Origin of the sequence: Vibrio salilacus, from assembly GCF_002811245.1 — a bacterium.
GTDB classification, from domain to species: domain Bacteria; phylum Pseudomonadota; class Gammaproteobacteria; order Enterobacterales; family Vibrionaceae; genus Vibrio; species Vibrio salilacus.
The window spans coordinates 104,194-119,569 of record NZ_NIVQ01000005.1 but is presented as its reverse complement, the minus strand read 5'-3'; the positions used below and the strand labels follow the sequence as shown (position 1 = coordinate 119,569).

Here is a 15,376-nt window from a genome sequence, read left to right as displayed (position 1 = left end):
ATTTTTCCTTACAGGAGTTGGCTATGATTGCCAAATACGCAGACCGTTTTGCTCAACAACTTGCAATAAGTCTTTTAGTCTGGTCCCACATGGGAGGGTTAAATTTGGTGCGATTTCCGCGAGCGGATAGAGCACGAATTCACGCTCTTTCATCCCATAGTGTGGAACGATTAAACGCTCGGAATCGATCACCTCATTGCCGTAAAGAAGGATGTCGAGATCAAGGGTTCTTGGCCCCCAGCGCTCTTCTTTACGGACGCGCCCTTGCTCTAGCTCAATTGCTTGGGTGCAATCGAGTAGCTCAAGTGGCGTTAATTCTGTCGATATTTCAACCACAGCATTGATGTAGTCAGGTTGGTTTTGTGGTCCCATCGGTGTACTGCTGTACAGCGATGAGGCATGAACAAATTCTGACTTAGGTAATTGTTTTAAAGCACCAATGGCTGCATGTGCTTGTACGATAGGGGAGCTAAGGTTGCTCCCCAGTGCAATAAAGACCTGACTCATGATGAGGCCTTAGGCTTCTTCTTACGGCTGTTTTTACGACGGCGTTGCTTTGGTTGCCCTTCGCTGTCATCAAGGTCTGCCACCATGGCTTGGCGCATATTGCGCGCGGCACTTTGGAACACCTGCCACCATTTAGCTAATTGAGCAGTTTCTCCTTGCTCAACTTCGCCACGCATTTCTAAGAAATCAAAACCTGCGCGGAACTTATTTAGTTCCATTAAGCGGAAGGCGCGCTTGCCATTACGGCGAGGTAAGCGCAGCTGCAGTTGCCAGATTTCGCGAATGGTCGCGGTGTGGCGACGTGGAATCGCAATAGTACGTACTTGTTCATCAAGAATGTAATTGCTTGCTTCCATGATGGCATCGTAGAAAGAGAGCTTACGTTGTTCCATCAACAGCTTGGCTCGCTCTTGCAGTGGATACCACAACATAGCGGCAAACATGAAGGCCGGATTGATGCGTTTGCCTTCTTCAATACGCTGATCGGTGGAGTCCAGTGCTAGGTCTAGCATTTGCTCTGTCGGTGAAGAGTAGTCTTCAGTAAAGTGCTCTGCAATGATCGGGAACAGCTGTTGGAAAAGATTGTACTCGCGCATTAGGTGGTAAGTTTCCAATCCATGACCAGACTGAAGCATCTTGAGCGACTCTTCATACAGACGAGCAGCAGGAATATCTTGTAACAGCGTCGCGAGTTCTTCAATCGGCGCAGCAGTGTCTTCTTCAATATCGAAATCCAATTTTACCGCAAAGCGGATCGCACGCAGCATACGGACAGGATCTTCGCGATAACGAGTTTCTGGATCGCCAATCAGACGAATTAATTTATCTTCGAGATCTTCCATTCCACGTGCGTAATCGTGAATCGCGTAGTCGCTGATGCTGTAGTACATTGCGTTGACGGTAAAGTCTCGGCGCTCTGCATCTTCATCGATGGTGCCGTAGACATTGTCACGCAATAACATGCCTTCTTTTGACTGCTGAGCAACATTCTTGCTTGGCTCTTGGTGATGGCCTCGGAAGGTCGCCACTTCGATTATGTCGCGCCCAAACATAATGTGAGCAAGACGGAAACGACGACCGATCAATCGACAGTTTCTAAATAGCTGACGAATTTCTTCAGGCGTCGCGTTGGTTGCAATATCGAAATCTTTCGGCTGTTGGCCAAGGAGTAAGTCACGCACGCCGCCACCAACAAGATACGCATCGAAGCCTGCACCATTGAGACGGTATAGTACCTTCAATGCATTATCGCTGATCTGTTTGCGCGAGATGTTATGCTCTTGGCGAGTAATAGTATTTAGAGCGAGCTCAGTAAACACTTTGGCTTCGCTTGCAGTATCATCAATTTTGTTCATGTGCTTCTGGCAATAGTTGGTTGAGCCAACCTTGCATTAAATTAATTTTTAGGCCCTATCGGGGCGAATTTGCGGCTAATCATAGCTTACAGCGAGCGGTTTGAGAATATTGGCGTGATCGTCGTCGATGCGGGAAGTTGGGATAAGTGCCAATTATCAACGCCCCATTGAATGATCTCACCAATTGGCAAATCGCTAATTTCTTTATCAATATCAAAACCTAACAACCGCATTGCGTCAAGTAGAGCCGGCTTGGGCTGGTCATTGTCGAGCGCTTTTGCGTGGTTTTGCTTAGATAACTTTTGACCATTCACATCGAGTGCGAGTGGTAGGTGTAAATAGTTCACCGGAGCGACACCAAGCATTTTGTACAAGCTTATTTGCCGTCCTGTTGGTTCGATTAAGTCCGCGCCGCGTACCACTTCTGTTACGCCTTGGTCGATATCATCCAATACTACCGCGAGGTTGTAAGCAAACAATCCATCACGACGTTTTATAATAAAATCTTCATCCGCCAACGCGTTAGGGATGGTTAAGGTCCCATGCCGTCTATCTTCCAACTGATAGACAGGGTGTGTCATTCTGAGTCGAATCGCACACTCATTATGATTGGTTAGTGCCAGCGTTCGGCAGGTGCCAGGGTAGAATCCCCCCAATGCTTTTATCTGCTTACGTGTACACTGACAATTATAGGCTTGCCCCGAGGCCAACCATTGATCTATTTGCGCTTGATACAACGAGTGACGTTGGCTTTGATAAACGACGTTGTCATCCCAGTAGAGATGATACGCCTCTAGGGTTTTGAGGATCAACGAACTTGCACCAGGCATTTCGCGAGGGGGATCGAGATCTTCAATACGTACTAACCATTGGCCATGGTGTGATTTAGCTTGGAAATAACTTCCTAGGGCCGCGAGCAGCGAACCAAAGTGAAGTGGGCCTGATGGTGAAGGTGCGAAGCGACCAATATAACTCATAGCGTTTTATTTAGCATTAACAAACCAAAAAGGGAGCCAAAGCTCCCTTCAATAAGTTATGGCAAAGGTTAAATTAACCTTGCATCTGCTTTTCTTTGATTTCTGCAAGTGTTTTACAGTCAATACAAAGGTCCGCAGTAGGACGAGCTTCTAAACGACGAATGCCGATCTCGACACCACAAGATTCACAGAAGCCGAAATCGTCTTCTTCGATTTTTGTTAGTGTTTTTTCGATCTTTTTGATTAAACGACGTTCGCGATCACGGTTACGTAGTTCTAAGCTAAACTCCTCTTCTTGAGAAGCACGGTCAACGGGATCGGGAAAGTTTGCTGCTTCGTCCTGCATATGGTGCACAGTGCGATCAACTTCTTCCCTGAGCTGGTTGCGCCAAGCCGATAAAATTTTTGTAAAATGAGCCAGTTGTTCAGGTGACATGTACTCTTCACCCGCTTTCGCTTGGTATGGCTCAACCCCTGCAGTGGCTAGGATGCCTAGCGCTTTTTTCTTTGATTCTGGCATGCAGCATCTCCTACTAATACCTAGTCAACTGCGCTCGCAGTCAATTTTAAGGCGGCTATCTATAGCAAAAAGAATCATTGGAGGCAAATACTGAAGAGTAAACTTATTGTCAATGTGAAGGTCACATCATTTTTTGTCGTTATTGACTAAATTTGAGTGACTTGACTAATCTCATCTCATTGCTTGAAAGCTGCGCCTTGTAGCACAAAACTTCCACTCCTTGTTCTTGCGCGTTTTTTAATAATTGTGAATATTCGGCGTCTATATGGAGTGCCGAAGAGACTTTTTCAATCCCTGAATGTAAAACAGTGAATAAAAGTACAGCTCTGCTTCCAGATCGCGCCATTTCGGTCAGTTCTCGCAAATGTTTTTGACCACGGGTGGTGACGGCATCTGGGAAATAACCTTGTCCATTGGCAGCTAATAAAGTGACACTTTTTACTTCTATATAACATGTTGGCTTACTTTGTGATTTGAGCAAGATATCAATTCGACTATTTTCATTGCCATATTTCACTTCAGTTTGCAGTTGTTGATAACCTTGCAGCTCGTCAATGACGCCAGTTTCGATCGCCTCAACGGCTAGTTGGTTGGCCCGGGCGGTATTAATACAAATTTGATGGCCCTGCTCGGTTTCACTCAATTCCCAACTGTTGGGGTACTTACGTTTTGGATTATCCGATGTCGAGTACCAGACTTTATTGCCCGATTCAGCGCAGCCAGTCATCGCGCCTGTGTTGGCACAATGAATGGTACGTTGACTGCCATCCGGCAGGGTGATGTCGGCCAAAAAACGTTTATAACGCTTGATCAAAACGGCGGATTCAAGGGCAGGTTCAAACTTCATTAGGGACAGGCTACTGTTTTTATGTACAATATTTCCATTATTACACCACAAGGTTCCTCCATTGTCACAACTGCCTATTGAAGGCGTGATATCAGAGTTGATTTCTGCTGTCCGCACTTGCTCGCAATTGATCCTAAAAGCGGCGCCCGGCGCCGGCAAGTCAACTTACTTTCCGTTGCAACTGCTCAAGCAAAAGGTAGTCGTAGGTAAGATAATCATGCTTGAGCCAAGAAGATTAGCCGCGCGTAATATTGCTCTTTATTTGGCTACGCAGTTGGGAGAGAGCGTCGGTCAGCGCGTTGGTTATCGAGTGCGTGGGGAAAACCGGGTCAGTCATGACACGCAGCTTGAGATCGTCACGGAAGGGGTGCTGACTCGAATGATCCAGTCGGATCCAGAGCTAACAGGCATTGATGTGGTGATCTTTGACGAGTTTCATGAACGTAGCATTCATGCCGATACGGCATTGGCCTTTTGTTTAGAAATCCAAGAGGCTCTGCGTGATGATCTGAAATTGGTGGTGATGTCGGCAACGCTCGATCAACACGCCTTGTCTCGTTTGATGCCGCAGGCGCACTACATTGAATCACAAGGTCGCAGCTACCCGGTGACGTATCGCTATGTGACGCCATCGCCCAACCAGCGCTTAGAGGCGTTAATGGCCAAGCAGATACTGAGCTTGATGGCCAGTGAGTCTGGATCGCTGCTGGCGTTTCTTCCAGGGGTTGCGGCAATTAAACGGGTTGCACAACGACTTGATGGTTTAAGCGCAGACATTGAGGTTTGCCCACTCTACGGTCAATTAGACTTTGCCCAGCAACAAGCGGCCATTTTGCCTGCCCCTGCCGGGAAGAGGAAAGTGGTGCTTGCGACCAACATTGCTGAAACCTCATTGACCATCGAAGGGATTCGTCTGGTGGTGGATTGTGGTTATGAACGGGTGGCCAAATTTGATCTTAAAAGTGGTGTGACTCGATTGGATCAGGTGCGTATTGCGCAATCTTCGGCTGAGCAGCGCGCCGGGCGAGCGGGCCGAGTTGAGCCGGGTTTGTGTGTGCGTTTGTACAGTGAAAGCCAGTTAGCGCAGCAACCCTATGTGCCCCAGCCAGAGATTTTGCATAGTGATTTAGCTAATTTAGTGATGGAGTTAGCACAGTGGGGAGCACAAGACCCGAGCGAATTGTCTTGGCTCGATGCCCCTGCTTCTGCCGCTGTCAATCAAGCGCGTGGTTTATTGACCCAGCTTGGCTTATTCGATGCGAAAGGTTCACTCAGTGATGCAGGAAAATTAGCGGGCCAGCTAGGGCTTGAGCCACGAATGTCAGCGATGCTAGCTAAGGCGGGTGAAGCGGTAACCACCGCGTTGGCCGTGGCGGCTTTACTGGAAGAGCCTGAGCGACAGATGATCAATTTTGTCCATAGTGTACAACGCTTTAAACAGGGGCAGCACAACCGACAAAAGCTCGTTTTGGTGCGAGTCCAGAATTTAGCCCGTCGGATGGGCGTGCAATTTCGTCTTTGCGAGGTGGATGAAGGGGCGGTCGCTTGGCTATTGGCGCTCGCCTTCCCCGACCGCATTGCTCAGGCTCGATCTAATCAATTGGGCCGCTTTGTTTTGGCTAATGGTCATGGCGCCGAACTGCAAGACAGTGAAAAGTTAGCCGCGAGTGATTATCTAGTCGTGCTGGATCTGATGCGTAGTCACTCTGATTCTTCAATGATTTTTAGCGCGATCGACGTGGATATCGCTGTTTTGCAAACGCGCTTTCCAGCGTTGTTTGACAGCGTACAGGTCGTGGATTGGGATGAACACAAGGGGCGCTTAGTGGCAGAGCAGCAGACTAAGCTCGGCCGACTGGTTATCGAGCGCAAAGCCTTGCCGGAGCCCTCTAGCGAAAAAATGACTCAAGCTTTACTTAACTATATTCGTCGTAAGGGGCTGAGTGTATTACATTGGACGCCAAATAGCCGCGAGCTGCTCGAACGATTACGTTGTGGGCGTGAGTGGTTGCCAGAGCAATCATGGCCAGAGCTTGATGAGCAAGGGTTACTTGATCATTTAGAACAGTGGTTAGCTCCCTACTTAAACGGCATTAATTCAGCCAAGGCGTTAACCAAGGTGGATTTACACGCAGCATTGCTCGCGTATTTGGAGTGGCCGTTAAACCAACAGATTAATCAGTGGCTGCCAACGCATTATCAATTACCGACAGGTAGCAACAAGAAAATTCGTTATCAACAAGGCCAAGAGCCCGTGTTATCGGTTCGTCTTCAAGAAGTGTTTGGCGAGCAAAGCTCTCCGGAGATTGCTCAAGGTCGTAAACGTTTAGTACTTGAGCTGCTATCTCCCGCGCAAAGGCCATTGCAAGTGACTCTCGACTTAGCCAGCTTTTGGGCTGGTGCTTACCGAGAAGTGCAAAAAGAGATGAAGGGCCGTTATCCCAAGCATGTTTGGCCTGATGACCCAGCCAACCATACCGCCACGACTAAAACCAAGCGACAGTTAGACAAATGACCAAGAAAAACACCAGTAATAACAAAGCGAATACGACCAAAAAAGCGCCGCGTAAACCTCGTGCATCATCAACAAAACGTGCCACCAAGTCGCCGCAACGCCGCTGGTTTAAAACCCTGTGGAGTGTCGCTTGGAAGCTCGGTTTGGCGGTGTTCGCGATACTCGTCGTGGTGGGGATTTACCTAGATAGCGTCGTGAAGCAACGCTTTGAAGGGCAACTGTTTGATCTGCCGACCGTGGTTTATGCACGGATTCTTAATTTGGCGCCCGGTGATAGCATCAGTATTCAAGAAGTGCGTAACGAGTTGGATGTACTTAACTATCGCAAGGTACGTCAACCTCATTACCCAGGAGAGTACTCATCTTCTGCAACGAAAATTGAGCTGATCCGTCGTCCGTTTGAATTTAGTGATGGGCCTGAGCCTGATCGCCGCGTGATGCTGCACTTCTCTTCTTCGGGGATAGAGCGCATTCAATCGCTAGAACAACGAGGGGAGTTAGGTTACCTGCGTATTGAACCTAAGATGCTTGGCATGCTAGAGAAAAACCAAGGTGAGCAACGTCTTTTTTTGCGTCGCGATCAATTTCCAGAAATGATCGTTGATGCGCTATTGGTCACCGAGGACCGCCATTTTTATCAGCATGATGGAGTGTCACCGTTAGCCATTGCACGTGCGATGGTGGCGAACATTAAAGCGGGACGCACGGTACAAGGGGGCAGCACCTTAACCCAGCAATTGGCGAAAAACCTGTTTCTCTCTAGTGACCGAACCTTATGGCGTAAAATACGTGAAGCTTATATTGCGCTGATTTTGGATTATCGTTACAGCAAAGATCGTATTCTCGAGGCCTATCTTAATGAAGTGTACCTTGGCCAAAGTCAAGGCCAAGCGATTCATGGCTTTGGATTAGCCGCGCGATTCTATTTTGGTCAACCGATTCAAGAGCTACGTATTGACCAACTTGCTCTGCTCGTTGGGATGGTTAAAGGACCATCTTATTACAACCCTGTGCGTTTTCCTGAACGCGCAAAGCAGCGCCGCGATCTTGTGTTACGGTTGATGATGCAGCACGACATCCTAACCGCTCGCGACTATGATATGGCGGCGAGTCGTCCGCTCGATATTCAAGATAATCCTCGAACCGCGAGTCGTCAGCCGGCCTATTTTCAACAGGTTAGTATCGAGCTAAAACAGAAAGTCGGTGATGTTTTTCAGGCGGATAGCGGGCTACGTGTGTTTACCTCTCTGGACCCTGTCTCGCAGCAGCAACTTGAGCGCGCATTGGCCAATAAGATCCCTCAATTAGCCAGTGTGGCAGGGAAGGCTCTCGAAGGTGCCGCGGTAGCCGTGGATCGTCACAGCGGTGAGATCCGCGCAATGGTGGGGGGGAAGCGTACTGGCTACGATGGTTTTAATCGGGCGCTTAATGCTCGTCGCCAAATTGGCTCGCTAGCTAAGCCTGCTGTCTATCTCACGGCATTACAGCAGCCAGAGAAATATAATTTAGCCACAACGTTACACGATAAGCCGATAAGCCTTAAAGGCAGCAAGGGGGATGTCTGGTCGCCGCGTAATTACGATCGAAAGTTCCGTGGTGATGTGCCGCTTTATCTCGCATTAGCTAAATCGCTCAATGTGCCTACTGTTGAACTGGGGATGCAGGTAGGAATTGCTAATGTGGTCAAAACACTAGAGCGATTGGGTGTCGATGAAAATGAAATTAGCCCAGTGCCTTCGATGTTTTTAGGTTCGTTTACCCTGACGCCATTTCAAGTGGCGCAGATGTATCAAACTCTGACTAACTCAGGTCAACGTGCCGAGCTATCTGCGCTGCGCTCGGTGATTGATCTCGACGGTAATATTCTTTATCAATCTCTGCCAAGAGCAACCCAAACCGTTGATCAGCAAGCGGCTTGGCTGACAACCTATGCTATGAAACGTGGGGTGATGGAAGGGACAGGACGCTACCTAAATAACCAATTCGCATGGGCGGCGCTAGCGGGAAAAACGGGTACCAGTAATGATACCCGAGACAGTTGGTTTGTTGGCGTTGATGGTCGTGAAGTGACGACGATCTGGCTTGGACGTGATGATAACAAGTCGACCAAACTGACCGGTTCAAGTGGCGCGCTACGTGTGTATGCGGAGTACCTCAAGCATCGTATTCCTGAGAAGTTATCTCTGCCTTGGCCGCAAGGAATAAGCACTCTTGGTTTTGCACCAACCACGCAAGGTAGCTTAAGTCTCAAGTGTGGGAGTGAATTCACATTGCCAGTTTGGGACGTTAATAACGCTCTGCAACAGCAATGTGATAACCAACCTAAACCGTGGTTGAAGAAGCTATTTAGTTGGTAATGTTATTATGTTGAATATTAGTGCTTTACCGCGTAGTCCGCGTTCAGTATAAACAGTCATTCGGCGAGAAAAAGGATCGTTATCGTGAGGAAACGGATAGGTATATTGTTGTGTCTTATCGCCAGTAGTGCGCTAAATGCGGCCACTGTCAGCAAGACAGAAACAGAGTCTCGTCCTAAAATTGCCGTGGTACTGGCGGGCGGTGGTGCTAAAGGTGCGGCGCATATCGGTGTTCTAAAAGCCTTAGAGGAACTCAAAATTCCTGTCGACATTATTACGGGCACCAGTATGGGGGCTTATGTCGGTGGTTTATATGCGACAGGAATGAGTGCGAGTGAAATTGAGTCGTTTATCGAAACGGTTGATTGGAATAGTGGTTATCGCGACCGAGTTGACCGCAGTCAGCGCAGAGTACAAGACAAAGAGTATGAAGACAGGTATCAACTGACAACGGACCTAGGACTCGGTTGGGGAGGAATTAAAGGTAAGCGCGGTCTGGTTCTGGGGCAGGGCATGCTTAAGTTATTGCGTGAAACCACTGGGAACTTACCGCCGTTTGACTCTTTTGACCAACTCGCCATCCAATATCGTTCGGTTGCGACTGACATCATTGCACTAGAACCTGTGATCCTCGACAAGGGCTATTTGATTGATGCCATGATGGCGAGTATGTCTGTGCCAGGCGCATTACCGCCTTATAAACTCGATGGGCGTCTGTTGGTCGATGGCGGTGTGACTAACAATATGCCAGTTGATATTGCACTCGAACTTGGCGCAGACATTATTATTGCCGTCGATATAAGTACCGAATACAAAAGTGAAGAGGACTTTAATACCTTCTTGACGGTGGCCGACCAACTGTCAAACTATTTGGTTCGCAGTACCAGCAACCGCCAAGCAAACTTATTGAGCGACAAGGATATATTTTTACGCCCTGAAGTCGGGGATATGGAAACCACCGAGTTTGATAGGATGCCGCAAGCGTTCGTTAAGGGTTATCAAACGGCGATGGCACATAAAGCACAGTTAGCCGCCATCAGTCTCTCTTCTGCTCAATATCAAGATTATATTGATGCTAAAGAAGAGAGTCGGCGTCAACTTCGTTATGGGGACGAAATTCGTGTCGAAAAAATCATCATTAATAACCACACTCACTACTCGCAAAAACTACTAGAAAACCGTTTGGATTTATCAGCGGGCAAACAGTACAGCCTAGAACAAGTTGAACAAAGTGTTCAAGATTTATACGCCTTAGACCGTTTCGAATTAGTCACTTATCGCTATGACATTATTGATGGTCAAGACAGCTTGGTAATTGATGTCGATGAGAAATCTTGGGGGCCAAACTACGTAAATTTTCGTTTTTTCCTTGAAGATGACTTTAGCACCGATAGCCAATATTCGATTGGAGTGTCGAGCAATTTTACTGATCTCAATAGCCATGGCGCAGAGTTAAGAACGAATCTTGAAATGGGTACTGATAAGCTGATTGAGGCCGAGTTTCACTCGCCTTTTTTTTCTAGTCAAAAAACCTTCACCTCACTGAGGGTCACCTACCATAATGAGAAGCGAAATGCACCAATTTCAGGCTTTGATGACACCAGCCTTGAGGCGACAAAAAACTACTTCCCAGTGACATTCAATAAATGGGAAACGGAGTGGGCGCTGGGTTATCAAGATACCTTATGGCGCCGCTTTAAGATTGGTGCGCGTTATAGTGATGGTGAAGGGCAATTCTCGACCCTGCCAAGTCTAGGGGATGTACAATTTAAACGTTTAGGTGCTTTTGCCAATTACCGTGTCGATACACTCGATAACTATAGTTTTCCGCGTAAAGGTTTCTATCTTGACCTTGATTATTTGATCTCACACGATGATAGCGTTGGTTATAGTGCTCTGATTGATGACCTGGGGGAAGATACCTCTTATGAGATGGGCGCTAAAATGATCGCCGCTCATACCTTTTCGCGCCATACTTTGGTCGCAAATATCGATTTAGGCGTTGTTAAAAGTAAAAAGTCATCACTGCCGATTGATCCACAAGAAATTGGTGGATTTTTGAACCTTTCAGGCATCCCTCGAAATAGTTTGATTGGTCAGAATAAAGTCTTTGGTCGATTGGTGTATCGTTATCGTTGGTTTGACAATGATTTTGGCTTGTTTGAGTCCCCTTTCTATGTTGGAGCATCGTTAGAGTATGGCGGCGTATGGTCTGACCCTGATATCAAAATAGAAGAAGCGCCGCTGTATGCTGCCGGCTCATTGTTTGCTGGAGTCGATTCACCGATTGGTCCTGTCATGTTGGGTTATGGTCGGACTGAGCAAAACTTCGATTCGTTTTACCTTATTATTGGTACGACATTCAAATAATATGCGGTTGACGAACGTGGCATTGGGGTGTCTTATTTGGTGGTAAATGAACGGATCTTATAAACAAAATCATAGAACTTTAGTCTTAAGTTGCTATGTTGGTCAAAGTGATGAGATTTTAATTTAAGGTTAAATTTGCTATCCTATTGCCCACAGTTTGGCCTCTCTGGCACTGTTTCTCAATCAGCATTGACTGAAAAATACGGCATGGAGAGCCAAGTTTCCAAGGATGTTCACTCCCTATTTTATCAATAACGAGTAATAAAAGGGAGGAACCGCAATGAGAGGAAAAAGTCGTGCTTGAAGCCTACCGTAAACACGTCGAAGAGCGTGCTGCTGAAGGAGTTGTTCCTAAACCACTAGATGCTGAGCAAGTCGCCGGCCTAGTTGAACTTCTCAAAAATCCCCCACAAGGTGAAGAAGCCTTTATTCTTGACCTATTAGAGAACCGAATCCCACCAGGTGTTGATGAAGCCGCTTATGTTAAAGCGGGTTTCTTAACTGCGCTGACAAAAGGTGAAGTGGAATCACCACTAGTCAGTCGTGAAAAAGCTGCTGAATTGCTCGGCACCATGCAAGGTGGTTACAATATTCAACCGCTGGTTAGTCTGCTCGATGATGAGGCGTTAGCACCTATCGCAGTTAAAGCCTTGTCTCATACTCTACTGATGTTTGATGCATTCTTCGATGTAGAAGAAAAAGCGAAAGCAGGCAATGCCCATGCACAAAAAGTGCTGCAATCTTGGGCTGATGCCGAGTGGTTTACCTCGAAAGAAAAAGTCGCGGAAAAAATCACCGTAAAAGTATTTAAAGTGACCGGTGAAACCAACACCGATGACTTATCTCCAGCGCCTGATGCTTGGTCACGTCCTGATATTCCAGTCCATGCGAAAGCGATGCTGAAGATGGAGCGTGAAGGTATCAACCCAGATCAACCAGGTAGCGTTGGTCCAATTAGCCAAATTGAACAACTGCAAAAAGATGGCATCCCACTGGCTTATGTTGGTGATGTTGTCGGCACGGGCTCTTCACGTAAATCAGCCACTAACTCAGTGCTTTGGTTTATGGGGGATGATATTCCTTATGTACCTAACAAGCGCACAGGCGGTATCTGTCTTGGTGGAAAGATCGCACCAATCTTCTACAACACAATGGAAGACTCAGGAGCATTGCCGATTGAACTGAATGTTCAAGACATGCATATGGGTGATGTTATCGACATTTACCCGTACGAAGGTGTGGTACGTAAAGGCGGCGCTGAGATTTCAAGCTTCAAATTGAGCAGTGTACTGCTAGATGAAGTCCGTGCTGGTGGTCGTATTCCTTTGATTATTGGTCGCGGCTTAACGGGTCGCGCTCGTGCCTCTCTGGGATTGGAAGAAACCGATCTGTTTGCCAAACCTACGGATCCTTTAGCCTCTGAAAAAGGTTACACACTGGCACAGAAAATGGTCGGCAAAGCGTGTGGCGTAGTAGGTGTTCGTGCAGGCCAGTATTGTGAACCAAAGATGACCACTGTTGGTTCTCAAGACACAACCGGCCCTATGACGCGTGATGAACTGAAAGATTTAGCATGTCTAGGTTTCTCAGCAGATCTAGTGATGCAATCATTCTGCCACACATCGGCTTACCCAAAACCAGTGGATGTGAATACACACCATACCCTACCTGATTTCATTATGAATCGTGGCGGCGTGTCATTGCGTCCAGGTGATGGTGTTATCCACTCATGGCTAAACCGTATGCTTCTGCCTGATACGGTCGGTACTGGTGGTGACTCACACACTCGTTTCCCTCTCGGTATTTCGTTCCCTGCAGGCTCTGGTTTGGTTGCGTTTGCCGCCGCGACTGGTGTGATGCCATTGGATATGCCAGAGTCAATTCTGGTGCGCTTCAAAGGCAAAATGCAGCCAGGTATTACCCTGCGTGATCTCGTTCATGCCATCCCATATTACGGCATTAAGCAAGGTCTGTTAACGGTAGAGAAAGCCGGTAAAATCAATGAGTTCTCAGGCCGCGTGCTTGAAATTGAAGGGGTTGAGCACTTAACGGTTGAGCAAGCGTTTGAGCTTTCAGACGCCTCAGCAGAGCGTAGTGCCGCCGGTTGTGCGGTTAAACTGTCTCAAGAGTCCGTTGAAGAGTACCTCAATTCAAACATCACCATGCTTAAGTGGATGATTGCGGAAGGTTACGGTGACCGCCGTACTATCGAACGCCGTATTGCCGCAATGCAAGAGTGGTTGGCAAACCCTGAGTTGATGGAAGCGGATAAAGATGCAGAGTACGCGCATGTTATCGAGATTGATCTTGCTGAAATCAATGAGCCAATCTTATGTGCGCCAAACGATCCTGATGATGCGCGTCTATTGTCTGACGTTCAAGGTACTCAAATTGATGAAGTCTTTATTGGTTCATGTATGACCAATATTGGTCATTTCCGCGCTGCAGGTAAATTGCTCGAGAAGTTCAATGGCCAGCTTGATACTCGTTTGTGGGTCGCTCCACCAACCAAGATGGACCGTGATCAGCTTACTGAAGAAGGTTATTACGGCATCTATGGTCGCGCTGGGGTTCGTATCGAAACGCCAGGGTGTTCACTGTGTATGGGTAACCAAGCGCGTGTTGCTGATAAATCGACAGTGATGTCGACTTCAACGCGTAACTTCCCTAACCGTTTAGGTACGGGAGCAAATGTGTATTTGGCTTCAGCTGAACTTTCAGCCGTTGGTGCAATTCTTGGTAAGATCCCAACTAAAGATGAGTATCTCGCTTACATGAAGCAGATCGATGCAACGGCAGCCGATACCTACCGTTACCTCAACTTCCATCGTATGGAGCAGTACACTAAGAAAGCCGACCAAGTGATTTTCCAAGAACCAGCGTAATTTGGTTGTCAACGTCTAACGAAACGCCTACTCATGAGTAGGCGTTTTTTTATCTCGTGATTTTGTACTTGTTCGCTCTTGGCGATATACTCGCGTCCTATTTTTTTGCAACCCACGAGTAGCACGATGGAATTTGAGTTTATTAGAAATACCTTGATGGGCGAATATTACGTCAAGTCCAGTATGGGGCATGAAATCATCGCTCGTTGGCTGCAAGAAGAAATTGGTAAAGATTGGTGCAAGATTGAGCAAGTTGAGGCGTTGGCTCAACAAGCTAAATGTGCACCACAGCAAGAGTTCAATCTATATGGCGCTGAAATATCTCTTACTATTCATGGAGATGAAGTAACCGTTCAAGAAAATGTACTCAGCCATGATAGCCAAGTGGAACTTGAAAGTGAGTTTGACTTTTACGATTGCGAAAGTACCGCTTGTTGTGGAATCGAAGACTTTGATGACCTTATCGTACAGTGGAAGACCTTTTTGACCACCCGATAATGCACTTATATGGTGAAGTCAGGCAGGACTGCTTTAAATTTGTGAATAAGGCGCACCCTTTTGGTGCGCCTTATTGGTTTCTGCGCATTGAAAACTTGTTGTTTTTATATAAATCAATAAGTTAAAAAGTTGGCACGTACCTTGGATTATATAGAACAAAAGGATGACAGCTTCAGAGAGGATACGATGAAACTTATAAATGCAATTATCAAACCGTTCAAATTGGATGATGTACGTGAGGCTCTCGCCGATGTTGGTATCGAGGGGATGACAGTGTCGGAAGTTAAAGGTTTTGGCCGTCAAAAAGGTCATACCGAGCTTTACCGTGGAGCGGAGTACCAAGTCGACTTTCTACCGAAAGTGAAATTGGAAATCGCTACACAGGCTGAAAACGTAGACCGCGTTATCGACGCTATATCAAAGGCGGCCCACACTGGCAAAATTGGTGATGGCAAAATCTTTGTTTACGACCTCAGTCAAGCAGTACGTATTCGTACCGGCGAAATGGACAATGAAGCGCTTTAAGAATTCAAAGGATTGGAGAC

Annotated in this window: 11 protein-coding genes; 6 read left to right on the top strand and 5 right to left on the bottom strand. The window is 47.1% G+C overall.

All coding sequences use genetic code 11. The annotated features are described in order from the left end of the window. Positions 1-21: 21 nt before the first annotated feature. The 5 genes from folK to sfsA all read right to left on the bottom strand — a co-directional run bounded on the left by folK (position 22) and on the right by sfsA (position 4,206). Entirely contained in the window at positions 22-507 is a 486-nt protein-coding gene (gene folK, locus CDZ87_RS05180) for a 2-amino-4-hydroxy-6-hydroxymethyldihydropteridine diphosphokinase (RefSeq protein ID WP_100752494.1), read from the bottom strand. After that, positions 504-1,862 carry a polynucleotide adenylyltransferase PcnB gene (gene pcnB / locus CDZ87_RS05175; RefSeq protein WP_100752493.1) on the bottom strand — a complete coding sequence of 453 codons (1,359 nt, stop codon included), beginning with the start codon at positions 1,860-1,862 and terminating at the stop codon, positions 504-506. Before pcnB ends, folK begins: the two co-directional genes overlap by 4 nt. Positions 1,863-1,948: 86 nt before the next feature. Beyond that, positions 1,949-2,839, bottom strand: coding sequence for a tRNA glutamyl-Q(34) synthetase GluQRS (gluQRS, locus tag CDZ87_RS05170; protein ID WP_100752492.1), 891 nt, complete (start codon positions 2,837-2,839; stop codon positions 1,949-1,951). A 73-nt stretch (positions 2,840-2,912) separates the two neighbouring features. After that, positions 2,913-3,359: an RNA polymerase-binding protein DksA gene (dksA, locus tag CDZ87_RS05165; protein ID WP_038173856.1), complete on the bottom strand. Its 447-nt coding sequence runs from the start codon at positions 3,357-3,359 to the stop codon at positions 2,913-2,915. Between the two features lie 139 nt (positions 3,360-3,498). Then, positions 3,499-4,206 carry a DNA/RNA nuclease SfsA gene (gene sfsA / locus CDZ87_RS05160; RefSeq protein WP_100752491.1) on the bottom strand — a complete coding sequence of 236 codons (708 nt, stop codon included), beginning with the start codon at positions 4,204-4,206 and terminating at the stop codon, positions 3,499-3,501. Between the two features lie 61 nt (positions 4,207-4,267). On the opposite strand from sfsA, the gene hrpB reads away from it, so the two are divergent. The 6 genes from hrpB to glnK all read left to right on the top strand — a co-directional run bounded on the left by hrpB (position 4,268) and on the right by glnK (position 15,356). Continuing rightward, complete coding sequence (gene hrpB, locus CDZ87_RS05155) at positions 4,268-6,721, top strand: ATP-dependent helicase HrpB (RefSeq protein ID WP_100752490.1); 2,454 nt, start codon at positions 4,268-4,270, stop codon at positions 6,719-6,721. After that, on the top strand, positions 6,718-9,078 hold the full coding sequence (gene mrcB, locus CDZ87_RS05150) for a penicillin-binding protein 1B (protein ID WP_100752489.1): 2,361 nt from the start codon (positions 6,718-6,720) through the stop codon (positions 9,076-9,078). The genes hrpB and mrcB overlap by 4 nt, the downstream gene beginning before the upstream one ends. Before the next feature lie 84 nt (positions 9,079-9,162). Continuing rightward, the gene (locus tag CDZ87_RS05145) at positions 9,163-11,448 is read left to right on the top strand and encodes a patatin-like phospholipase family protein (protein WP_100752488.1); all 2,286 of its coding nucleotides are present in this window, start codon (positions 9,163-9,165) and stop codon (positions 11,446-11,448) included. A gap of 296 nt (positions 11,449-11,744) precedes the next feature. After that, entirely contained in the window at positions 11,745-14,333 is a 2,589-nt protein-coding gene (acnB, locus tag CDZ87_RS05140; protein WP_100752487.1) for a bifunctional aconitate hydratase 2/2-methylisocitrate dehydratase, read from the top strand. Between the two features lie 126 nt (positions 14,334-14,459). Then, positions 14,460-14,831: a YacL family protein gene (locus CDZ87_RS05135; RefSeq protein ID WP_038173865.1), complete on the top strand. Its 372-nt coding sequence runs from the start codon at positions 14,460-14,462 to the stop codon at positions 14,829-14,831. A gap of 186 nt (positions 14,832-15,017) precedes the next feature. After that, entirely contained in the window at positions 15,018-15,356 is a 339-nt protein-coding gene (gene glnK, locus CDZ87_RS05130) for a P-II family nitrogen regulator (protein ID WP_100752486.1), read from the top strand. Positions 15,357-15,376: the final 20 nt, after the last annotated feature.

Coding starts and splice junctions, on each gene's coding strand:
- folK (WP_100752494.1), bottom strand. CDS start 507: ATGAGTCAGGTCTTTATTGCACTGGGGAGCAACCTTAGCTCCCCTATC.
- pcnB (WP_100752493.1), bottom strand. CDS start 1,862: ATGAACAAAATTGATGATACTGCAAGCGAAGCCAAAGTGTTTACTGAG.
- gluQRS (WP_100752492.1), bottom strand. CDS start 2,839: ATGAGTTATATTGGTCGCTTCGCACCTTCACCATCAGGCCCACTTCAC.
- dksA (WP_038173856.1), bottom strand. CDS start 3,359: ATGCCAGAATCAAAGAAAAAAGCGCTAGGCATCCTAGCCACTGCAGGG.
- sfsA (WP_100752491.1), bottom strand. CDS start 4,206: ATGAAGTTTGAACCTGCCCTTGAATCCGCCGTTTTGATCAAGCGTTAT.
- mrcB (WP_100752489.1), top strand. CDS start 6,718: ATGACCAAGAAAAACACCAGTAATAACAAAGCGAATACGACCAAAAAA.
- CDZ87_RS05135 (WP_038173865.1), top strand. CDS start 14,460: ATGGAATTTGAGTTTATTAGAAATACCTTGATGGGCGAATATTACGTC.
- glnK (WP_100752486.1), top strand. CDS start 15,018: ATGAAACTTATAAATGCAATTATCAAACCGTTCAAATTGGATGATGTA.